At 33.3% G+C, this 22,105-nt stretch carries 21 protein-coding genes and 1 tRNA gene; 4 read left to right on the forward strand and 18 right to left on the reverse strand.

Annotated features, from left to right (window positions below; all coding sequences use genetic code 11):
• Positions 1-2: 2 nt before the first annotated feature.
• From rnr to P7F85_RS09780, 10 genes are all read right to left on the reverse strand, one after another.
• A complete protein-coding gene (gene rnr, locus P7F85_RS09735; RefSeq protein WP_046464293.1) occupies positions 3-2,378 on the reverse strand; it encodes a ribonuclease R in 2,376 nt (791 codons plus the stop codon).
• A gap of 33 nt (positions 2,379-2,411) precedes the next feature.
• Entirely contained in the window at positions 2,412-3,152 is a 741-nt protein-coding gene (locus P7F85_RS09740; RefSeq protein ID WP_015365262.1) for an alpha/beta hydrolase, read from the reverse strand.
• A gap of 134 nt (positions 3,153-3,286) precedes the next feature.
• On the reverse strand, positions 3,287-3,520 hold the full coding sequence (gene secG / locus P7F85_RS09745; protein ID WP_002450892.1) for a preprotein translocase subunit SecG: 234 nt from the start codon (positions 3,518-3,520) through the stop codon (positions 3,287-3,289).
• Between the two features lie 68 nt (positions 3,521-3,588).
• Entirely contained in the window at positions 3,589-4,047 is a 459-nt protein-coding gene (locus P7F85_RS09750) for a hypothetical protein (RefSeq protein ID WP_002450893.1), read from the reverse strand.
• A gap of 217 nt (positions 4,048-4,264) precedes the next feature.
• The gene (gene eno / locus P7F85_RS09755; protein WP_002465364.1) at positions 4,265-5,569 is read right to left on the reverse strand and encodes a surface-displayed alpha-enolase; all 1,305 of its coding nucleotides are present in this window, start codon (positions 5,567-5,569) and stop codon (positions 4,265-4,267) included.
• Positions 5,570-5,710: 141 nt separating this feature from the next.
• Complete coding sequence (gene gpmI, locus P7F85_RS09760) at positions 5,711-7,228, reverse strand: 2,3-bisphosphoglycerate-independent phosphoglycerate mutase (RefSeq protein ID WP_002465365.1); 1,518 nt, start codon at positions 7,226-7,228, stop codon at positions 5,711-5,713.
• Between the two features lie 2 nt (positions 7,229-7,230).
• Complete coding sequence (gene tpiA, locus P7F85_RS09765; protein ID WP_002465367.1) at positions 7,231-7,992, reverse strand: triose-phosphate isomerase; 762 nt, start codon at positions 7,990-7,992, stop codon at positions 7,231-7,233.
• Positions 7,993-8,094: 102 nt separating this feature from the next.
• Positions 8,095-9,285: a phosphoglycerate kinase gene (locus P7F85_RS09770; RefSeq protein ID WP_031463920.1), complete on the reverse strand. Its 1,191-nt coding sequence runs from the start codon at positions 9,283-9,285 to the stop codon at positions 8,095-8,097.
• Between the two features lie 134 nt (positions 9,286-9,419).
• Positions 9,420-10,427 carry a type I glyceraldehyde-3-phosphate dehydrogenase gene (gene gap / locus P7F85_RS09775; protein ID WP_002450898.1) on the reverse strand — a complete coding sequence of 336 codons (1,008 nt, stop codon included), beginning with the start codon at positions 10,425-10,427 and terminating at the stop codon, positions 9,420-9,422.
• A gap of 52 nt (positions 10,428-10,479) precedes the next feature.
• On the reverse strand, positions 10,480-11,493 hold the full coding sequence (locus P7F85_RS09780) for a sugar-binding transcriptional regulator (protein ID WP_002466710.1): 1,014 nt from the start codon (positions 11,491-11,493) through the stop codon (positions 10,480-10,482).
• Positions 11,494-11,915: 422 nt separating this feature from the next.
• Between P7F85_RS09780 and P7F85_RS09785 the strand changes: the two genes are divergently transcribed.
• Positions 11,916-12,137: a hypothetical protein gene (locus P7F85_RS09785; RefSeq protein WP_002466717.1), complete on the forward strand. Its 222-nt coding sequence runs from the start codon at positions 11,916-11,918 to the stop codon at positions 12,135-12,137.
• Between the two features lie 118 nt (positions 12,138-12,255).
• Here the strand turns inward: P7F85_RS09785 and P7F85_RS09790 are convergent, their stop codons facing one another.
• Complete coding sequence (locus P7F85_RS09790) at positions 12,256-12,939, reverse strand: DUF4887 domain-containing protein (protein WP_002466709.1); 684 nt, start codon at positions 12,937-12,939, stop codon at positions 12,256-12,258.
• A gap of 792 nt (positions 12,940-13,731) precedes the next feature.
• Here P7F85_RS09790 and P7F85_RS09795 point away from each other — a divergent pair.
• Positions 13,732-14,631: a TIGR01777 family oxidoreductase gene (locus tag P7F85_RS09795; RefSeq protein WP_002466713.1), complete on the forward strand. Its 900-nt coding sequence runs from the start codon at positions 13,732-13,734 to the stop codon at positions 14,629-14,631.
• A gap of 19 nt (positions 14,632-14,650) precedes the next feature.
• A complete protein-coding gene (locus P7F85_RS09800; RefSeq protein WP_015365266.1) occupies positions 14,651-14,839 on the forward strand; it encodes a hypothetical protein in 189 nt (62 codons plus the stop codon).
• A 108-nt stretch (positions 14,840-14,947) separates the two neighbouring features.
• Here the strand turns inward: P7F85_RS09800 and clpP are convergent, their stop codons facing one another.
• The gene (gene clpP, locus P7F85_RS09805) at positions 14,948-15,538 is read right to left on the reverse strand and encodes an ATP-dependent Clp endopeptidase proteolytic subunit ClpP (RefSeq protein ID WP_002466718.1); all 591 of its coding nucleotides are present in this window, start codon (positions 15,536-15,538) and stop codon (positions 14,948-14,950) included.
• A gap of 189 nt (positions 15,539-15,727) precedes the next feature.
• Between clpP and P7F85_RS09810 the strand changes: the two genes are divergently transcribed.
• Positions 15,728-15,799: transfer RNA gene (locus P7F85_RS09810), tRNA-Arg, on the forward strand.
• Between the two features lie 180 nt (positions 15,800-15,979).
• Here P7F85_RS09810 and whiA read toward each other — a convergent pair.
• From whiA to P7F85_RS09840, 6 genes are all read right to left on the reverse strand, one after another.
• Positions 15,980-16,924, reverse strand: a complete 945-nt coding sequence (gene whiA, locus P7F85_RS09815; protein ID WP_002466716.1) for a DNA-binding protein WhiA — start codon at positions 16,922-16,924, stop codon at positions 15,980-15,982.
• 141 nt (positions 16,925-17,065) lie between these two features.
• On the reverse strand, positions 17,066-18,064 hold the full coding sequence (locus tag P7F85_RS09820; protein ID WP_002466714.1) for a gluconeogenesis factor YvcK family protein: 999 nt from the start codon (positions 18,062-18,064) through the stop codon (positions 17,066-17,068).
• Positions 18,061-18,972, reverse strand: a complete 912-nt coding sequence (gene rapZ / locus P7F85_RS09825; protein WP_002466712.1) for an RNase adapter RapZ — start codon at positions 18,970-18,972, stop codon at positions 18,061-18,063. Before rapZ ends, P7F85_RS09820 begins: the two co-directional genes overlap by 4 nt.
• A gap of 181 nt (positions 18,973-19,153) precedes the next feature.
• Positions 19,154-20,095: a thioredoxin-disulfide reductase gene (gene trxB, locus P7F85_RS09830; protein WP_002450908.1), complete on the reverse strand. Its 942-nt coding sequence runs from the start codon at positions 20,093-20,095 to the stop codon at positions 19,154-19,156.
• A 64-nt stretch (positions 20,096-20,159) separates the two neighbouring features.
• Positions 20,160-21,599 carry a tetratricopeptide repeat protein gene (locus P7F85_RS09835; RefSeq protein ID WP_015365268.1) on the reverse strand — a complete coding sequence of 480 codons (1,440 nt, stop codon included), beginning with the start codon at positions 21,597-21,599 and terminating at the stop codon, positions 20,160-20,162.
• 18 nt (positions 21,600-21,617) lie between these two features.
• On the reverse strand, positions 21,618-22,100 hold the full coding sequence (locus P7F85_RS09840) for an acyltransferase (protein WP_002465356.1): 483 nt from the start codon (positions 22,098-22,100) through the stop codon (positions 21,618-21,620).
• Positions 22,101-22,105: the final 5 nt, after the last annotated feature.

Consider the following 22,105-nt stretch of genomic DNA (forward strand, 5'->3'; position numbering starts at 1 on the left):
GCTTATTTTTTCTTTTTACGTGATTTTTTCTTAACGCTTTTATCTTTATAGAATGGTTTATGCTTCGTGTTGCCTTTTTTATCTTGTTGGCGTGCATTTTTACCTTTACGTTGTTTACGTTTGTTTTTACCGTTTCCTTTATCATCAGATTTTGATTTATCTAATGATTTACCACGTGTTTTTGCTTGAATGGTCTTACCACGCGCTGGTCGTTGGCTTCTATCATTCTTAGGTAATGGCATTCCTACGATTTGGAAATCAATCATGCGTTCATCCACATCGACATGTGTCACTTTGACTTTGACAGCGTCACCGATACGGAACACTTTGGCTTGGCGTTCACCAATTAATGCCATTTGACGTTCATCAAATTGATAATAATCATCGGTCATATTTGAAATATGGACCATACCTTCAATAGTATTTGGTAATTCAATGAACATACCAAAATTAGCTACAGAACTAATGATACCTTCGAATTCGTCACCAATGTGTTGAATCATATATTCAGCTTTCTTCAACTCATCTGTATCACGTTCTGCTTCAATCGCACGTCGTTCACGTTGAGATGTGTGTTCAGCTAGTTCTGGTAGTTTATCTTCCCATTTATGTTGTTCCTTTTTATCCATTGAATGTTCAATAAGGTATTTACGAATTAAACGATGTACCGTTAAATCCGGATAACGACGTATAGGTGATGTGAAATGTGTGTAATACTCTGCAGATAGACCAAAGTGACCTAAGTTCACATCATCATAATGTGCTTGTTGCATTGAACGTAACATCATCGTTGAGATAACCATTTGTTCTGGTCGTCCTTCAACCTCTTCTTGAATATTTTGAAGCGTTGTCGGATGAATATCTTCGCCTGTACCTTTAATCATAATGCCAAAGTTCGTAATAAAGTCAAAGAACTGTCTCAAACGTTCTGATTTAGGTTGTTCGTGGACACGATAGATAAATGGTACTTCTAGTTTATTAAAGTGTTCAGCTACGGTTTCATTAGCCGCTAACATGAATGACTCAATTAAACGTTCACCTTCACCACGTTCGCGCACTTGTACATCTGTTGGAATGCCATCTTCATTAACAAGTACTTTCGCTTCGTTAATGTCGAAATCAATTTCACCACGACGTTTTCTCATATTTACTAAAAGGTTAGATAAATCTTGTGCCAAGTCAAGCATTGGTGTGACTTCACTATATTGACGACGCACATCTGGATTTTGTTCAGTAATAATTTGGTTAACCGCATCATAAGTCATTCTGTAGTTTGAATGGATGACACTATCAAAAATGTCATGGTTCACTACTTCACCACGTGCATTGATTTCCATACGACAACTTAACGTTAAACGATCAACTTCAGGATTTAATGAACAAATACCATTACTTAATCTATGCGGAATCATTGGAATAACTCTGTCTACTAAGTACACGCTTGTAGCTCTATCATAAGCCTCTTTATCTAAAGCTGAATCTTCAGTTACATAATAACTAACATCTGCAATACTTACAGTTAATTCCGTATTACCATTTTTTAATTTTTTAACGCTAATGGCGTCATCTAAGTCTTTAGCATCTGCGCCATCAATTGTAATCGTTAATTCGTCTCTTAAATCATGACGTCCTTCGATTTCAGAAGGTTCAATTTCATCAGGAACATCTTCAGCTTCTTTAAGTACATTATCTGGGAATTCTATTTCAATACCATGTTGATAAATGATAGATAAAATATCTACACCAGGATCGTTTTTATGGCCTAGTATTGCTGAAATGTGGCCTTCCGGGTTATCTGTACCATCAGCATATTTAGTGATTTGCACTAATACTTTATGACCATCTACTGCACCTAAGCTTTGACCCTTAGGAATAAAGATATCCTGCATAATACGTTTATCATCTGGAATGACAAACCCGAAATGTTTCGCTTCACTATAAGTACCTACTACTTGAGTGACAGAGTGTTTTTCGATGGATTTGACTTCCCCTTCTTTCTTGCCTTTAAAGTCGCCTCTACCTTTGTGAACTTCTACAATGACGGTATCTCCATCTAAGGCTCTATTGATTTTTGTTGGCGGGATGAAGATGTCATCTACACCCTCTTCTTCTGGTCTTAAGAACGCAAATCCTTTTTTATTCTGACTTAACGTTCCTCTTACTAATTTCGAATTTGACTTACTAGATTGCTTTCGTTGATATCTATCTGTCTTCGTACGTTCAATCAAACCAGTTTGTTCTAGTTCAACAAGCACCTTTATTAAATCTCTGAATGAGTCGGCACTATTTAAACCTAACGCATCTTGAAAATCTGATACTGACATGGGTTCGTAGTCAGGTTGTTTAATCATTTCTTCGATGGATTGTTTTAAATTCATTATGCCCCTCCTTTCTAATTATCTTGTTTATTTTTATTCTGACCAATCTAATGATTCTAAAAATTCGTATATATCCTCAAAGACTTGTTCTTTTTCTTTATCGATTGTGATTACATGTCCTGAGTTCGCATACCATTTAATATCTTTATCATCAGATTCTACAGTTTCATATATATAATTTGCTGATTGAGGATCAATCATTTTATCTTGTTCTGCTTGAACAACTAATATTGGGTCCATCACTTCATCCACTTGATCTTTAACGCCTTTCATTGTAGCACTTAATTCTTCAAGTGTTTCAGTTGGATGGAAATGTTCCATTTCTTGATCAATGGTCGCTTGATCTTTACCCTCATATTTCTTGAAATTTCTAGCATATTCTAAAAACCCGTCGTAAATTGTGCTCGATGACTTATCATCCATAGGAGCGCACATAGTTATAATACCCTTAACATCTCTGTTTAAGCTTAATTTTAGAGCAAAAACGCCACCTAATGATAATCCCGCAACTGCGATTTCATCATATCCTTGATCAACTAAATATTGATAGCCATCTAAGACATCTTTAAACCATACGTATGGACTTGATTTTAATATCTCTTCAGGTGGTGCAGCATGTCCCTCATATTGTGGCGCATAAGATGTATAGCCTTTTTTCTGTAAGAAACGGCCTAATTGTCTTACATCTGAAGAATTACCTGTAAATCCATGTAATAACAATACTGCACGCTTGCCCTCTTCGAAAAAGAAAGGCTTAGGTAGTTTAATTTGCATGATGTTCATCCCTCTTCCAAAAGTATTCATAAACCATTTTTATATCAAACGACTTCCCTTTATTATTCAATATCTCTACCATTCATTTTCTCTTTATTATAAATAAAAAAGCCCGACATGAACATCGTCGGACCTTATAAACCAAGATAACTTATGCCAATCATAAGTAAAAAGAATATTACAGATAAAATTATTGTTAATCTATGCAAGAATAAATCGACGCCACGTTGTTTTTGTTTACCAAATAACTGTTCTGCGCCGCCACTGATAGCACCTGAAAGTCCATTACTTTTTCCTTCTTGGAGTAATACAACAGTCACTAATGCAATACAATCTATAATTAATAATACGACGAAAAATGTATGCATAAAAATTGTCCTCCATTCATTATATACGAATCGAATTATAACACACATTCGTATTGTTTATCAATCTTCTATCGATTGAACGTACTTTTACGCTTAATTGATACGACTAACATATAAGCTGCTAAAATAAGTGAACCAATCACTACAATTAAAATTGGTAATATGGCAATCACACTTTTAACATCTAGTATCGCTTGTACAACCATGTATAAATTGACGAGTGTAAAGAAAGCATTCGAAATATATACTGCAAACATAAACCACCATAAATAAGGATGGCGATTCCAATATGCAATGACACCTGATAAATAAGCTAATAAATACATGACACCGTCAAATCTAAAACTGTTTAATACTTGATTTACTGAATTAGTCGTTGTCTTTTGACCTGCTAGTGATAACAGTGTTTTGACAGTTGTAGCATCTAACACGATAAAATTATGAATGATTAACAATATGAAAAATATAAGTGAACTGATAGCTATTACATTACCTGTAACGACTTCTCTTTTTGTTGTTTCAGCCATTGTCGTTCTCCTTTTATAATTGAATACTTACATTATTATACCAGTTTGTATATATAAGTTAAATCATACTTATTGATATACATTTTATTGATTAGACACAATAGCATGAACATATAAAAAACCCGTTACAGCCTCAACTCTGTAACGGGTTATATTTCTAGGATGCACATCCTAGACTTTTAGCGTGAACTCAATAATTTTAAAGATAAAACAAAACTTATTTGTCTAAATTGTAGAATGATTTAATACCATCAAATTTAGCAGTTTCGTATAATTCATCTTCAATACGTAATAATTGATTGTATTTAGCAATACGGTCAGTTCTTGATAATGAACCAGTTTTGATTTGACCAGCGTTTGTAGCAACAGCGATATCAGAAATTGTTGTATCTTCTGTTTCACCTGAACGGTGAGAAACTACTGCTGTGTAACCAGCTTTTTGAGCCATTTCGATTGCATCGAATGTTTCAGTTAAAGTACCGATTTGGTTAACTTTGATTAAGATTGAGTTACCAATACCTTGTTCGATACCTTTAGATAAGATTTCAGTGTTAGTTACGAATAAATCGTCACCAACTAATTGTACTTTATCACCGATACGTTCTGTAAGTTGTTTCCAACCTTCCCAGTCGTTTTCGTCCATACCGTCTTCAATAGTGATGATTGGGTATTTGTTAATTAATTGTTCTAAGTAGTCAACTTGTTCAGCTGCGCTACGTTTAGCACCATGTTCACCTTCGAATTTAGTGTAGTCATAAACACCATTTTCGTAGAATTCTGATGAAGCACAGTCAAATCCTAAGAATACTTCTTCACCTGGTTTGTAACCAGCAGCTTCGATAGCTTGGATAATTGTTTCTACAGCATCTTCTGTACCTTCAAATTTAGGAGCGAAACCACCTTCGTCACCTACTGCAGTTTCTAATCCACGTTTACTTAAAATTGATTTTAAGTTATGGAAGATTTCAGCGCCCCAACGTAATGATTCTTTGAATGATTCAGCACCTACTGGTAAAATCATGAACTCTTGGAATGCGATTGGCGCATCTGAGTGAGAACCACCGTTAATGATGTTCATCATTGGAACTGGTAATTGTTTACCGTTAAATCCACCTAAGTATTTGTATAAAGGTTGACCTAATAAGTCAGCTGCTGCTCTAGCTACGGCAATTGATACACCTAAAATAGCGTTAGCACCTAATTTACCTTTATTTGAAGTACCGTCTAATTGAATCATCATTTTGTCGATAGATACTTGATCTAATACTGAGAATTCACCTTCAACGATTTCTGGTGCGATGATTTCATTTACGTTTTCAACAGCTTTAGTAACACCTTTACCTAAGTAACGTGATTTGTCACCGTCACGTAATTCTACTGCTTCGTGTTCACCTGTAGAAGCACCTGATGGTACTAATGCACGGCCGAAAGCGCCACTTTCAGTTAATACTTCTACCTCAACTGTTGGGTTACCACGTGAGTCTAAGACTTCGCGAGCGTAAACATCTGTAATAATTGGCATGTTTAATTTCTCCTTTAAATATATGATTTAAAGCTATTATAGCTTTATTTATTTAATTAATAAAATGATAATACATGTTGTTAACGAAAAGTTAACAAACAAGGGAACTTAATCCCTTATTTGAAACACATTTTCTATAAATTAATGATTAATTAAAGATTCACCTGTCATATCTTCAGGTTGTTGAACATTTAATAAATCTAATAATGTTGGTGCTAAGTCACCTAAGCGACCAGTTTCTCTTAAAGTTACGCCTTCTTTTGTAACAATAACTGGAACTGGGTTAGTTGTATGTGTAGTCATTGGTTGATCATCATCTGTTAAGACTTGGTCAGAGTTACCATGGTCTGCAGTGATAATCGCATGACCACCCATATCGATAATTTTATCTACAACTTCACCTAAACATTCATCAACAGCTTCGATAGCTTTGATTGTTGGCTCTAACATACCACTGTGACCAACCATGTCAGGATTAGCAAAGTTTAATAAGATTAAATCTAAATCACCTTTGTCTAATTCTTCTAATAAGGCATCTTTTACTTCATATGCGCTCATTTCTGGTTTTAAGTCATAAGTTGCAACTTTAGGTGAATCGATTAAACGTCTACGTTCACCTTCAAATTCAGCATTACGACCACCACTCATGAAGTAAGTGACATGAGGGAATTTTTCAGTCTCAGCAATACGTAATTGTGTAAGATTATTATCTTGAGCAACTTCACCAATTGTATTTTTAAGATCTACTTTTTCAAATACAACTTCAGCATCAACGTCATCGTTGTATTTTGTAAATGTAGCATAGAATAAGTCATTAACTCGTTCTACTTTGAAACCTTCAAATGCTTTATTAGTGAATACTTCTGATAATTGTGCAGCTCTGTCTGGACGGAAGTTATAGAAAATAACTGCATCTCCGTCATTAACGCCATCATTTTGTCCTTCAACGATAAATGGTTCAACAAACTCATCTGTTAAATCTTTATCATAGTTCGCTTCTACACCTTCTTTAGCAGTAGCGAATGTAGGACCTTCAAAATTACGAATTGCGTTGTAAGCTTTTTCTTCACGATCCCAACGTTTATCACGGTCCATTGCATAATAACGTCCAGATACTGAAGCAAATTGGCCTACACCTAATTCTTTAAATTTAGCTTCTGTTTCTTCGATATATTTAATTGCAGATTTTTGATCAACGTCACGTCCATCTAAAAATGCATGTACATATACTTTTTCAACACCTTGCTTTTTAGCTAATTCTAAAATAGCAAATAAGTGTTTATAATGACTGTGAACACCGCCATCTGATAGTAAACCGAATACATGTAATGCAGAATTGTTGTCTTTCACATGTTTTACTGCGTTATTTAACACATCATTTTCGAAGAAGTCTCCGTCTTCGATTGATTTGTTAATACGAGTTAAACTTTGATAAACAATACGTCCAGCACCAATATTCATGTGTCCTACTTCAGAGTTACCCATTTGGCCTTCAGGAAGACCAACATCTAATCCACTTGCCTCTATTTGAGTAGTTGGATATTTATTGTAGTAACGATCAAAATTAGGTTTGTTTGCTAATTTTACAGCGTTACCGTGTTCACTTTCACGATTTGCAAAACCATCTAAAATGATTAAGGCAGTTGGTTGTTTTGCCATAATTATTTTGCACCTTCTAACAATTGTTCAAAATCTTCTACTTTTAATGAAGCGCCGCCTACTAATGCGCCGTCGATATCTGATTGAGCCATATATTCTTTGATGTTGTTAGGTTTAACACTACCACCATATTGAATACGAGTTGCATCAGCTACATCTTGGCTTGATAAGTCTGCAATTGTTTTACGAACATGTGCACACATTTCATTAGCATCTTCAGATGTAGATGATTTACCAGTACCGATAGCCCAAATTGGTTCATATGCAATCACAACTTGTTTAAGTTGGTCATTTGATAAACCTTCAACAGCTTTCTTAACTTGGTTACCTACAACTTCATTAGCTTTACCACTTTCACGTTCTTCATCTGATTCACCAACACAAATGATTGGTGTCATGCCGTGATTGAAGATAGCGTGCGCTTTTTTATTAACTTCTTCGTCTGTTTCGTGGAATAAGTCACGACGTTCAGAGTGTCCGATGACAACATATTTCACGCCTAAATCAGCTAATGCTACTGGAGAAGTTTCTCCTGTGAAAGCACCATTATCTTCAAAATATGCATTTTGAGCACCGATTTTTAAGCCTTTAGCTTTACCATCTTTAACTGCTGTGATTAATGCATCTAATTGAATTGTTGGTGCACAAATTACTGATTCAACTTCTTTAGGATCAGGTAATGTTGATAATTCATTAACGAAATCTTTAGCTTCTTGAACTGTTTTGTTCATTTTCCAGTTACCTGCGATAATTGGTGTTCTCATTCAATACACTCCTTAATATTTTAATGTTTATTGGTATACTATATATCTTTCAACATTCGTTTTCCCGAATATATCTGAGAAAAACACAACATTTTATAGATATTATTTATTGTTGATTGCTTTAATACCAGGTAATTCTTTACCTTCTAAGTATTCTAATGATGCACCGCCACCAGTAGAAATGTGAGTGAAGTTATCTTCGAATCCTAGTGAGATTGCTGCTGCTGCAGAATCACCACCACCGATAATTGTCACGGCATCTTTTAAGTTAGCGATTGACTCACATACACCGATAGTACCTTGAGCAAAGTTACTAAATTCGAATACACCCATAGGTCCATTCCATACTAATGTATGCGCACCTTGTAATTCTTTGTTAAATAATTCAACAGTTTTAGGACCAACATCCATTGCTTCTTGGTCTTTTGGAATATCATCAATTGATACTTCAGTGATTTCTGCATCATTTGAGAATTCTTTTGCTACTTTAGCGTCAACAGGTAATACAATTTGGTCTCCATTGCTTTCTAGTAATTCTTTAGCAAAGTCAATTTTGTCTTCTTCTAATAAAGATAATCCAATTTCTTTACCTTGTGCTTTAAGGAATGTATAAGCCATTCCACCACCGATAAGGATTTTATCAGCAATGTTTAATAAGTTTTTGATTACACCGATTTTATCAGAAACTTTAGCACCACCAAGGATTGCTACCACTGGTTTGTGTGGATCATTTACTACGCCACCAATGAATTTAATTTCTTTTTCCATTAAGAAACCAGCTGCAGTTTCTAAATGAGTAGAAATACCTACGTTAGAAGCATGTTCACGGTGAGCAGTACCGAATGCATCATTTACAAATACGTCACCTAATGAAGCCCAGTATTTACCTAATTCTGGGTCATTTTTAGATTCTTTTTTACCATCTAAATCTTCAAAACGAGTATTTTGTACTAATAATACATCACCAGCTTTAAGATCTTTGATTGCAGATTCTAATTTTTCGCCACGAGTTTCAGGTACAAATACAACGTCTTTATCCAATTTTTTAGATAAGTCATCTGCAACAGGTTTTAAAGTTAATGATTCTTTGTCGCTTTCTTCTTTCACTTTACCTAAGTGTGAGAATAAGACAACTTTACCACCTTGTTCGATGATGTATTTGATTGTTGGTAATGCTTGAACAATACGGTTATCGTTTGTGATTTCACCGTCTTTTAATGGTACGTTGAAGTCCGCACGAACTAATACCGTTTTGTCTTTAAGTTCTAAATCAGAAACTATTTTTTTAGCCATTTTCATTTCCTCCTTTAATTAGGAAAACATATATTAAAAAATAAGCGGAGAAGCGTTTGTGCTCCCCGCTTACTCATAAGCTTTATTATAAAATTTAACAGTTAAGAGCACTAGTTAAATTAACTATGCTTTAATTATTTAGATAACTCAGCTAATTTGTTTAAAGTACGTACTAATTGAGCAGTGTATGACATTTCATTGTCGTACCAAGCAGCTACTTTAACTAATTGACGACCACCAACAGCCATTACACGAGTTTGAGTTGCATCGAATAATGAACCGTAAGTCATACCAACTACATCAGAAGATACGATTTCGTCTTCAGTGTAACCGAATGATTCGTCAGAAGCTTGTTTCATTGCTTCGTTAACTTGTTCAACTGTTACGTCTTTTTCTAATACTACTGTTAATTCAGTTAATGAACCAGTTGCAACTGGAACACGTTGTGCACCACCGTCTAATTTTCCGTCGATTTCAGGAATTACTTTACCGATTGCTTTAGCAGCACCAGTTGAGTTAGGGATGATGTTTTCTGCTGCAGCACGAGCACGACGTTTGTCGCCTTTTCTGTGTGGAGCATCTTGAGTATTTTGGTCACCAGTGTAAGCGTGGATAGTTGTCATTAAACCTTCAACTAAACCGAACTCATCACTTAACACTTTAGCTACAGGAGCTAATGAGTTAGTAGTACATGATGCACCTGATACTACTGTTTCAGAACCATCTAATTCATCGTGGTTAGTGTTGTAAACGATTGTTTTTAAGTCACCAGTTGCTGGAGCTGAGATTAATACTTTTTTAGCACCTGCGTCAACATGAGCTTGTGCTTTATCTTTGTCAGTATAGAAACCAGTACATTCTAATACTACGTCGATATCTAAGTCTTTCCAAGGTAATTTGCTTGCATCTGGTTCATCGAATGATTTAACTTCTTTACCGTTAACACGGAATCCACCGTCGATAACTTCTACTTCACCAGTGAAGCGACCTTGCATAGTGTCATATTTTAATAAGTGTGCTAACATATCGTCATCAGTTAAGTCGTTTACTGCAACTACTTCTAAACCTTCTACGTCTTGAATTCTTCTAAATGCTAAACGACCAATTCTACCAAAACCATTAATTGCTACTTTTACTGCCATTATAATGGCCTCCTTTAATAATGATATTTAAAAAGCTTTGAACTTTTTATTCCTAATTTAATATTACTTTCGCCGCAGCTTCATCAGTGATTAACACTGTGTTGTCAGGGGCAATGGTTAAGTAAGCTTTAATTGCTTCACCCTTAGATTGTCCACCTGCCACTGCATAGATAAAGTCTTTGGACTCAAGATCTTCTAATTGTAATCCTATTGTCTTTACTTTGTGGACGACATGACCTTGAGCATCAAAATAATAACCAAATGCTTCACCCACGGCTTGGTGATGTTGAAGCTTATCAATCACATCTTTATGTGACTGTCGTCGATGCGCCATCTTCAGCGCATCACCAATACCATGTATCGTTACATTCGCTTGTTTAATTTTATCCAATGTATGACTGACTGAAGGTTCTAACATTAATGTATTATATGTAGATTCACTTACGTTATCAGGCACATATAATGTTGTGTAATAACCACCCGCTTGTTGTGCCATACTTGATGCAATCGTATTTGCTTGATATACCATATTTTCACCAAGACCACCACGAGCAGGTACGAAAAACACATTAAATGGTAGTAAATGAATAGATTCACTTACATAAGCCATTGTTGAACCACCAGTTACTGACACAATTGCATCTTCGTATAAACTACTTTCTAATAACTGGCCAGCCTGTCTGCCCATTTCTCTTTTAACTGATTGTTTCTCGTCTGAATCACCAGGGACAACATGAACTTCTTTTATGTTGTACTTTTCTTTAATAGCGTTAGCCATTTTGTGATCATCTGAATAATGATTGAAATAATCATTTAATTGATTGATTACCTCTTTACCCTTTTCAGTGATTTCCATTCCTGTTGATTTAACTTTGATTAGTTCTTGTTTTTTTAACAAATCTGTTTCAGAACGTAGAACTCTTTCCGTCAAATCCATATGTTCACTTAAACTACGTCGTCCAACTGGCTCATTTTGAGAAATAGTAGCTAAGATTGAAAAACGACGATACATCTTTTCGACCAAATCTGGAATAAGTTGTTGTTGAATTTCGATCAAATCTTTCACTACTCTTTCCTCCTTGTATATTTCTAAAGGATGAGTCAATATTGCTTGAATCATAGAGGATTGACGTTTGAAGTCCCACGTGGGACAAAATCTAACCTCTTTACAATTGCAATAGTACTATTATGCGAATTAAAATGCAAGTAAATCCGCTCAAAATTTTCCAAATATTGTGTAAAGCGATTTCATTTACTTTAGGTATGGTTACGTGAATTCAATCACTTATTCATGATATTTTAAGCTATTCATCAACTTTTAGTTGTACGCTATTAAATTGATAAATATTATTCTACACATTGATAATATTACCCTTTATGTTACGAGTTAACCATCTCTTTATAAAGCAACAATTCTTTTATAACATTGTGCTTTTCATTTATAATCAATATAAGGACAACTCTTTTTGAAAGAAGGTTTAATTTATTTTGAGTACTGATGAGGAAAATAAAATAGAAGTTATTGATCCAACTGATCCACGTTATAAAGATGATGAACATTTTCATCAAAATCGCTATGACGATAACAAATCCAATCATCAAGTTTATACATATGGATGTACACACACGGGATGTGGATGTTCTATTGGTTGCTCTACACTAATGCTCATTTCTCTTATAATCACAATGTTCATTTATTGGTTATTTTAAATGGTATTTGAGGCACAGTACTGAATTTACTTACTTTTAAAAATAGAAAAGCCGATAAGGTCAGTACATTAACTTGCAAATCGCAATTGTACGAAATACCTTATCGGCCTTTTATTTTTTATTCATCAGATTTATTGTTAGACGAACTATTTTGACTTTGTGAACTTTGACTATTGTTGGATTGTTGTGATGCACTACGTTGCGTATTATTATTTGAGTTATTCTGTGTTGATTGTTGGGCACTTGGCTTTTCTTGAGTACTTGGTTTAGGTTGTGAACTTGGTTTCTCTTGAGTACTTGGCTTTTGTTGTGTGCTAGGTTTCTCTTGCGTGCTTGGTTTTTCTTGGGTACTTGGTTTCTCTTGAGTGCTTGGCTTTTCTTGCTTACTTGGTTTTTCTTTAGTTGGTGCTTCTTTAGTTTTATTATCTACTTTTGGTTTTTGTTGTGTCTTAGGCTGTTGTGATTTGGGTTGTTGCGTAGAAGGTTGTTGCTGTGTTGTTGGTTGTTGTCTCGTCTGTTGTTGTGATGGTTGCTGTTGTGTATTTTGCTTTTCATTAGACTTTTTGTCAGACGATTTTTCTTTTTTATCTTTGTCGTCTTTGTCTTTTTTATCTTTTTGTTCTTGCTTCGTCTCATTATTTAATCGTTCATTAGCTTTCTTTGAATGATCTACAAATGAAAATATAGCAAATGTTAAACCACCTAGTAGCAATAATACGATAATGATACTAATAATTTTCGCAATGCCACTCATACCTTTTTTACCTTGATTGTCGTACTCATTAAAATCTTGCTTTGACATATTCTCCCTCACTTTAAACATGGAATATCATATTATTATAAATAAATTTATATCTTAAGTTGTCGTTATGTTTTATTCATCAAAAATTTATATTTAGAATTTCGATAGAATTAGCAAATTACTATTTACTTAATCTCATCTCATTTATGATAACATCATAATGAAGAAGAAACATCCATTTTAAACTTTTTTAATATAAATTTAATAGGAACGGTTTGTGATAATAATGAAGAAAATGATTGAAGATCACTTAGAGAGTCATACTAATGATAACCACAAAATTACATTAAAAAAGATGTTGATAAGTAATGATCAACATCAAAATAAATCTTCCATCTTAAGTAATAGCTGGTTTTATATCATCGTTTTTTTGATACTTTTCACTTTCATTTGGTTTTTTCTTTAAAATAACATTTAACAATTAAATGATTTTTTCTATTATAAATATGCACACAATTTTTTATTAAGTTTATTTCTGTAAAAAGATGTAAAAATCATTTAAAATAATAATAAAGAGAGAAAAAAAGACCCATACGTTGCTCGCATGGGCCCACTACTAAAGGGAGTCAAAATTTACCTTCGCTAGTATATTATGGGGTATACTCATACTAATTAAGAGATGTTTAATTAATTTCCGAAGGTACAAGTCAATTATAACTTAACAGAAATTTTTTTAAATACGAATATAAAAAAGTATTTGACATATTGTTGGCTAAAAATTGGATAAATTTTGAATAATAAGAATCACTACTAACTATTAATAAGGTTAGAATTTTTTATTGAGGTGAGATAATGAAACAATATTTAATTACTGGTGGAACTGGCATGGTAGGTTCACACTTAGTGAATGAAATTAAGAAATCAAACGCTCATATTACTATTTTGACTCGACATGATGAACAATCGAACGATTCTCAGATTTCATATGTGAATTGGTCTAAACACGGTTGGGAAAGTAAAGTGCCTGATATCGATATCGTTATTAATCTAGCTGGTGCAACACTTAATAAACGTTGGACTAAAGACTACAAACAAACATTAATGTTAAGCAGAATTCAATCTACACAAGCCCTTTTTGAATTATTTAAAGAAAGAGAAAAGAAGCCAGAAGTATTATTTAATGCTAGTGCTATGGGATATTACCCACCTAATTATCATCATAGTTATACAGAACTTTTTAAAACATTACCGTTTGACTTTTTATCAGATATTGTTTATCAATGGGAAAGATTTGCTAAGCAATTCGAAGCATTTGGAACAAGAGTCGTTTTAGGTCGCTTTGGAATGATTTTATCTAATGATGGTGGCGCTTTACAAACAATGAAATTACCTTATCAATTTTATGTCGGTGGTAAATTAGGATCTGGTTTCCAATGGTATTCATGGATTCACATTGATGATTTAACACGTGCAATATTATTTACAATTGGTAATGACAAAGCCAAAGGCCCATTTAACTTAACTGCACCAATACCTGAACGTCAGAATTTATTCGGTTATACGTTAGCTCGTGCAATGCATAAACCTCATGAAACATGGGTTCCAAGCTTTGCAATGAGACTAGTACTTGGTGAAATGTCTACCGTTGTTTTAGATACACAAAAGGTATTACCAAATAAACTCGAAGCACTAGGATTTAATTTCATGTATAATAATCTTAAAAATGCACTAGATGATTTAATCAGAAATTAAATTAAGAGGTACAACAACAATGGAAAACAATCAAAATGACAAACTCACATACATTTTAATGATAATAGCAGGCCTAATCTGTATTTTGAATGGTGTCTTAGTATTTGATCAAACAATAATTATGATATTACTCTCTGTCCTATTTATCATTATTGGTCTTATAGTCTCGTATATTTCAATTAATGGATTGAGACATAAGTTAAAATAGTTAATTTCAAGCAAATCAATTTAAATAAAAAAGAAGTCAGGACCTTAAATGACGGTCCTGACTTCTTTTTATTGAACTTCGATTAATATGTCTAATTAAATAGAAATATTATTGTTTACCTTCTGGTTCCATAACTTCATCAACTAAACCATATGCTTTAGCTTCTTCAGCTGTTAAGAAATTGTCACGATCAGTATCTTGTTGGATTTTTTCAATAGATTGACCTGTTCTTTCAGAAAAAATACGATTTAATTTTTCACGAGTTTTTAAAATATGGTTGGCAGCAATCTCGATTTCAGTTGCTTGACCTTGTGCACCACCTAATGGTTGGTGAATCATTACTTCAGCGTTTGGTAAAGCATAACGTTTACCTTTTGCACCTGCTGCTAATAAGAATGAACCCATTGACGCAGCCATACCAATACAAATTGTTTGAACATCTGGTTTGATATGTTGAATTGTATCATAGATAGCAAAGCCAGCTGTCACGCTTCCCCCTGGTGAATTGATATATAAGTAAATATCTTTTTCAGAGTCTTGGGCTTGTAAGAATAATAATTGAGATACAATTGAGTTAGCAACGTTATCATCAATTTGTGAACCTAACATAATAATACGGTCTTTTAATAATCGTGAATAAATGTCATACGCACGTTCACCACGATTTGTTGTTTCAATAACTGTAGGAATTAAATTCATCTATATTTCCTCCTTGTAATAACTGTTACTTCATATTTTAACCTAAAAGTCAAAAATGGTCAAAAATAAAGTTCTTTTAGTTTAATTGCTAATTGACGTTAAGTGAATTACTTTTGTACACTAGAAATAACTATTTTTGATTGTACTGATTTTATATCATTTAGTACAGAAATAAGCTTTATCTATTTTCCCCTTGTAGTGTAATGGATAACACATAAGATTCCGGTTCTTAGAATAGGGGTTCGATTCCCTTCGAGGGGGCTCATATATGGTTAAATACAAAGACTGCTTATGTAGTGATTCAAATTAACAGAAGAAAGCCATGATCTTCAAATTTAGAATACATGATTACACAATGTGTTCTATCAATGAGACATGGCTTTTATTTTATCATTTCAATATGATATATTTTTCTGAATCTCATACCATTGGGATAGTTTTTTATAATTCAATCTTCTCGCCGTTTCGGATTTTATCTGCTAATTCGTTTAATTTTCTTAATCGATGGTTCATACCTGATTTAGAAATAGGTCCTGTGGAAATCATTTCACCTAATTCTTTTAAAGAAATTTCTTGATGTTCAACACGTAATTTCGCGACTTCACGTAAACGATCTGGCAAATTATCTAAACCAATTTCTTGGTCAATTAATTGAATACTTTCAACTTGTTTCATAGCTGCGCTCACAGTTTTATTTAAATTGGCTGTTTCACAGTTTACTAATCGATTAACGGAATTTCTCATATCACGTACAATACGTACGTCTTCAAATTTGAGTAGTGCTTGATATCCACCAATTAAACTTAAAAAGTCAGATATTTTTTCCGCTTCTTTTAAATAAACGATACTACCCTTTTTACGTTCAAGATGTTTTGCATTTAATTCGTAACTATTCATCAACTTAGTTAATCCTTCAGAATGATTCTCAAATTGAGAAAAGATTTCTAAATGATATGAAGATGTTTCAGGGTTATTGACAGAACCCCCTGCTAAAAATGCGCCACGCAAGTAACTTCGTCTCATTTCATCATCTTGAATCATCTCTGGATCAATTTCATGTGTAAATACGCCTTCTTTTAAAATTCCTAATTCATCAAGAATCTCTCGTGCTTTCATCTTTGTACGACAAATGTAAATATTATTTTTCTTCAATTTCATTTTTTTACGTACTAATATTTCTACTTCAACATTAAAGATACGCTTAATCAGTGAATAGATTCTTCTAGCAGTTGTGGCATTTTCAGTTTGAACATTTATCACAAACTGTTGATTGGACAAACTAAGTGCCCCATTCATACGAATTAATGCACTGAGCTCTGCTTTCGCATTAGCTTCATCTACATCTATACGAGTTAATTCATTTTTCATATCTGATGCAAAGCTCATAGAACACTCATTCCTTCCTATCATCGCCTACATGATTCTTTCGCAATGACTTTTTTCTAAATTAATCTCATTTAAATTATTTTTCATTCATTGAATTTACAGACTTAAATAAATTCTAACTCTCATATCCTCTCATCATGACTACTGCTGACGTTTGCTGTTAGGATCAAATTGAATTGTACTAATTAATTCAAGTGCGACTTCATATATCAAAGTAGATAATACTTTGGTATTGTGTCTTACTAAATGTTCATCTGATATTTCAACTAGATTAGATGCAGTAATCACTTTAATACCGTCCTGTTTTAATTCATCAACGTTAACGTCAACCGGTTCTGAATGTTTTTCTCTATATTTTTGTAAAACATTATCATTAAATTGATCAGTACAGCAAATGACGTAATCGACAAATGATTGTCCTGCTTGTCGATGTAATGCATTAATATGTTCTTTCACATCATAACCATCAGTTTCACCTGGCTGTGTCATTACATTAGATACATATAGTTTAGGCGCAGATGAATTTAATAGTGCATGTGATATACCTTTCACACATAAGTTAGAAATGACACTCGTATATAACGAACCTGGGCCTAAAACGATTAAGTCTGCTTCTTCTAACGCTTCCACTGCTTCTTCCATTGGTTCAACATCATCCGGTTCTAAAAAGACTTTGTCTATCTTTTTCTGCATTTTAGGTATTTTAGATTCACCGTAAACAATGTCTCCATCTTCCATAATGGCATTTAATTGCACACTTGAATTGGTTGATGGGATTACTTTACCTTTAATATTTAATACTTTACTTAATTCTTTAATTGCATGTCCAAAATCATTCGTAATGTTGGTCATACCAGCGATTAATAAATTACCTAATGAATGTCCACTGATTTGATTTTCTTCAAATCGATATTGGAATAATTGTGTTAATACTGATTCCGAGTCACTAAGCGCTGCAATAACATTTCTAATATCTCCGGGAGCTGGAATATCCATTTCATTTCGAATTTTACCTGTACTACCACCATCGTCTGCGACCGTGACAATAGCGGTAATATCAATTGGAAATTCTCTTAAACCTCTAGCTAATACTGATAAACCAGTTCCTCCGCCGATTAATACTACTTTCATTCTTCTCATTGATGCTCGCCACTTTCGATATGTGCATCTCTGTGATGAACATAAACGTTATAATCAAAAACCTCGTTTAGATATTCACCCAAACGTTTACTTAAAGCTACTGAACGATGTTGGCCACCAGTACATCCAATAGCTATGACTAATTGAGATTTACCTTCTTTTTTGTAACCAGGAATCATGAATTTTAATAAATCCGTTAATTTATCAAAGAAAATTTCAGTTTCTCTCCATTTCATTACATAGGTATACACTTCTTCATTTAATCCAGTTAATGGTCGCAACTCTTCTACATAATAAGGATTAGGTAAAAATCGCACATCAAATACTAAGTCAGCATCCATTTGAATACCATGTTTAAATCCAAAGCTCGTTACGTTAATCGTAAATGTTTCAAAATCATCATTCTTATAATAATTAACAATTCGTTCTTTTAATGCTTTAGGTTTAAGTTGGCTCGTATCAATCACATAATTAGCGATACTTCTAATTTGTGAAAGCTGTCCACGTTCTTCATTAATGGCTTCTATTAATGAACGTTGTCCTTTTTCATTTAATGGATGCGCACGTCGTGATTCTTTATATCTTGAAATTAGTTTTTCTGTAGTTGCTTCTAAAAACATGACATCTACAATAACGTCATTTCTACTTTTGATTAAATCTATTTCTTTCACAAGTGATTTAAATAATTCTTTGCCTCTTAAATCTATAGCAATTGCCACTTTTTGTAATGAAGGGTTACCTTGCTCCATTAATTCAACGAATTTAGGCAATAACACAGGTGGTAAATTATCTACACAGAAATAGCCTATATCTTCTAAACTTTGAATGACTAGAGACTTACCAGCACCTGACAAACCAGTCACTACTAATAGTTCACTTTTTCCCATTTCTTTTTCAGAATTCATCATTTCATTGGTCACCGCCAGTTATTTGAAATTTGTACATTAATAGCTTCATCATACCACACTCAAATTCACAAAGGAACGTTACTAAGACTTAGAAAAAAGCTAGAACAACAAACGGATTATTAGCATTATAATCCTCCTATTGCTCTAGCTTAAATTACTGTTGTGATAAATGGTATTTAATTTATGCTTCTAATTTATCTTTGATAGCTTCAATATAATCTGCTGCACTTTGAGCTGCAATACTTCCGTCGCCTGTTGCTGTAACAATTTGACGTAATCCTTTATCTCTTACGTCACCAGCAGCATAGATACCTGGTACGTTTGTACTCATATCTGCTTCAGTTACAATATAACCATTTTCATTTGTAATACCTAAATCAGTAAATGGTGCTGTTAGTGGTTTCATACCGATATAAATGAATACACCATCTGCATCATAAGTGACTTCAGAACCATCTTTCGTTGATTCCAAAGTAACTGATCCTACCTTGCCGTCTTTGTCATTGATTGTCTTTAAAGTATGACTCCAAATAAAATCAATTTTATCATTTTTAAATGCACGGTCTTGTAAAATACTTTGTGCACGTAATTGATCTCTTCTATGAACAATAGTGACTTTGTCAGCAAATTTTGTTAAGAATGTACCTTCTTCAACAGCTGAGTCACCGCCACCAATAACAAATAAACGTTTGTTTTTAAAGAATGCACCGTCACATACAGCACAATAACTTACACCACGTCCACCTAATTCTTGTTCTCCTGGTACGCCGATTTTTTTATATTCGGCTCCAGTTGAAATAATCACTGCGTGTGCTGTAATTTCTTTATTTCCTAAGTTAACGACTTTATAATCGCCTTTATCTTCGATTGATTTAATATCACCATATTGATACGTAGCACCGAATTTTTTGGCATGTTCAAACATTTTAGTAGATAAGTCTGGTCCAGTAATCATTTCAAATCCTGGAAAATTCTCTACTTCTTCTGTATTTGCCATTTGGCCACCTGGCATACCACGTTCAATCATAACTGTGTTTAAATTGGCACGTGATGCATAAACTGCAGCCGTCATACCAGCAGGGCCTGCACCTATAATTGCTACATCAAAATCTACTTCAGTCATTTACTTGCCCTCCTACTAAATAATCATTAAACGCATTATATATCAAAATAAGTATTTCATAAATTTATATGCTCAAAATATAAGTTATCGTTTTATCTAATTTGTAATGACTAATATCAAACCATTCTTTGATTTGCTTCTTAGTCAACTTCTGATTTGTTTGTTGGTAATACAAATATAAATATGCACCTAAATATCTTTCAACTTCAGTTAAATCTGCTTGATCAGCAATAATTGATTCAGCTTGATCTATCCATTGAACAAATAATGATGTATCATTTCGAAATTGGTCGAATTGATACAGTTTTTGCATACCACGATGAATGAAGTCCAATTTATTCAGCGTTAAACCTTGAACTAAATATGTTAAATATAATTTTTCATAATCATTTAATGTTTCTAATACGGCCCATATATCTTCTGTTATCAATATTTCTTTACCATTCAATTGATTTAAAAGGAAGATACCATACAATCTATAGTGACTATCATCATCCATTAATAATGGTAAGATTCGTTGATCAAAGACATGTTTGCTTTCCTCTATAACCCAAGGGGGAAATCCTACATCTACTTTAGAAATTTGTAATAGTTTATTCCAAAATTGGATACTCTCATCTTTATTTCCTAGGTAATAATAATTATAACTTAAGGCATTAAACATTTGTATCGAAGCAAACTTCCCTTTTTTATACAGTGGAAGCAGTAGCTTTTGCGAGGCATGATATTGTTTCAAATAACTTAATACAATGCCTAATTTAAAGCTTTCATCATCGTTCATTGGTACAACTTTACTTAATATATTCAAATAACGTTTATACTTGTCTCTTTCGTTCGTATTATAAAGTAATAAAGTATAATGACAAAGTGCATGGACATCTGAATTATCTTCATTTAATAGGTCTTCAAACATTTCCTTAGCAATATCATATTTACTTAGATATAAATAACACATTGCTAATAAATTTTTAATGACGCGATGATTTTGTATTGCTTCTTCTTGATTTAATATATATGATTTTGCTTGCTCTAAACGACCTTGTGAAAATAAAAATTGGAACAATAATTGTACTGCAAAAAGTTGTGCCTCTACTTCTATTTGATGTTCATTAGAATACGATACATCGAACGTTTCTTCTAGTTCATCACGAAAGTCTTGATCATCTGTAATTAATACATAATTAATACCAAACAAGAATGCCTTGTTTGGTTCATTCAATTCAATGTTCAACTGACTCAATTCATAAAAACTATCAGCCACGCGTCTATCATTAATAATATTTTCATAAAATAAATGTTCCGCACGACTACCAAAACCTAGTTTAACTAAACATTGAGCATAGTTTAATTGAATATCAAAATCTTCAGGTGACAATTCTAGCACTTTACTATAATAATCAGCTGCTTTTTTAAAGTCTTGTTGCTTCCACTTTTGTGCTGCCATTTTGCGATAAAACGGTTCATCAAAAGCCATTGAAATAATTTTATTATTTTTATCTGCCAAAGATTGTCACCTCCATATTCATTTTATTTGTATAGGGTTACCAAAAGCGACCGAATTACTCGGTACATCTTTAGATACAACTGTTCCTGCACCAATTTTTACATGATCTCCAATAGTGACACCTGGAAGTATAGTGACATTGGCACCAATTAATGTATGACTGCCAATCGTTACCTTTCCATATTTAAATTCATCTACTAAAATTTCATGCGTTAATATTGTAGTATTATAACCAATCACACTATTGTTGCCAACTGTTATTAGCTCTGGATAAAACAAATCTGGCACTACTTTAAACGCGAATACAGAATGCTTTCCAATGTTCATCCCTAATAATTGACGATACATATTACTTTTCAATTTTAAGTTTGGCATGTACCGACAAACCTCGATAATAATCGTTTGTCTTAATACTTTAGGAAATTTGACTAAACGATAAATATGCCACAATGGATTCGTATGAGTTATTTGATATTCACGATGAGGTTTTAATTTTCTCATATTTT

This window comes from Staphylococcus sp. aM, from assembly GCF_052975125.1.

What these genes read in the sequence shown, in the direction of transcription:
- P7F85_RS09840 (WP_002465356.1), bottom strand. Translation starts at nt 22,100, where the DNA reads ATGAGAAAATTAAAACCTCATCGTGAATATCAAATAACTCATACGAAT.
- clpP (WP_002466718.1), bottom strand. Translation starts at nt 15,538, where the DNA reads ATGAATTTAATTCCTACAGTTATTGAAACAACAAATCGTGGTGAACGT.
- gpmI (WP_002465365.1), bottom strand. Translation starts at nt 7,228, where the DNA reads ATGGCAAAACAACCAACTGCCTTAATCATTTTAGATGGTTTTGCAAAT.
- gap (WP_002450898.1), bottom strand. Translation starts at nt 10,427, where the DNA reads ATGGCAGTAAAAGTAGCAATTAATGGTTTTGGTAGAATTGGTCGTTTA.
- secG (WP_002450892.1), bottom strand. Translation starts at nt 3,520, where the DNA reads ATGCATACATTTTTCGTCGTATTATTAATTATAGATTGTATTGCATTA.
- P7F85_RS09790 (WP_002466709.1), bottom strand. Translation starts at nt 12,939, where the DNA reads ATGTCAAAGCAAGATTTTAATGAGTACGACAATCAAGGTAAAAAAGGT.
- P7F85_RS09800 (WP_015365266.1), top strand. Translation starts at nt 14,651, where the DNA reads ATGGAAAACAATCAAAATGACAAACTCACATACATTTTAATGATAATA.
- whiA (WP_002466716.1), bottom strand. Translation starts at nt 16,924, where the DNA reads ATGAGCTTTGCATCAGATATGAAAAATGAATTAACTCGTATAGATGTA.
- rnr (WP_046464293.1), bottom strand. Translation starts at nt 2,378, where the DNA reads ATGAATTTAAAACAATCCATCGAAGAAATGATTAAACAACCTGACTAC.
- trxB (WP_002450908.1), bottom strand. Translation starts at nt 20,095, where the DNA reads ATGACTGAAGTAGATTTTGATGTAGCAATTATAGGTGCAGGCCCTGCT.
- P7F85_RS09770 (WP_031463920.1), bottom strand. Translation starts at nt 9,285, where the DNA reads ATGGCTAAAAAAATAGTTTCTGATTTAGAACTTAAAGACAAAACGGTA.
- P7F85_RS09820 (WP_002466714.1), bottom strand. Translation starts at nt 18,064, where the DNA reads ATGAGAAGAATGAAAGTAGTATTAATCGGCGGAGGAACTGGTTTATCA.
- eno (WP_002465364.1), bottom strand. Translation starts at nt 5,569, where the DNA reads ATGCCAATTATTACAGATGTTTACGCTCGCGAAGTCTTAGACTCACGT.
- P7F85_RS09795 (WP_002466713.1), top strand. Translation starts at nt 13,732, where the DNA reads ATGAAACAATATTTAATTACTGGTGGAACTGGCATGGTAGGTTCACAC.
- rapZ (WP_002466712.1), bottom strand. Translation starts at nt 18,972, where the DNA reads ATGATGAATTCTGAAAAAGAAATGGGAAAAAGTGAACTATTAGTAGTG.
- P7F85_RS09740 (WP_015365262.1), bottom strand. Translation starts at nt 3,152, where the DNA reads ATGCAAATTAAACTACCTAAGCCTTTCTTTTTCGAAGAGGGCAAGCGT.
- P7F85_RS09750 (WP_002450893.1), bottom strand. Translation starts at nt 4,047, where the DNA reads ATGGCTGAAACAACAAAAAGAGAAGTCGTTACAGGTAATGTAATAGCT.
- tpiA (WP_002465367.1), bottom strand. Translation starts at nt 7,992, where the DNA reads ATGAGAACACCAATTATCGCAGGTAACTGGAAAATGAACAAAACAGTT.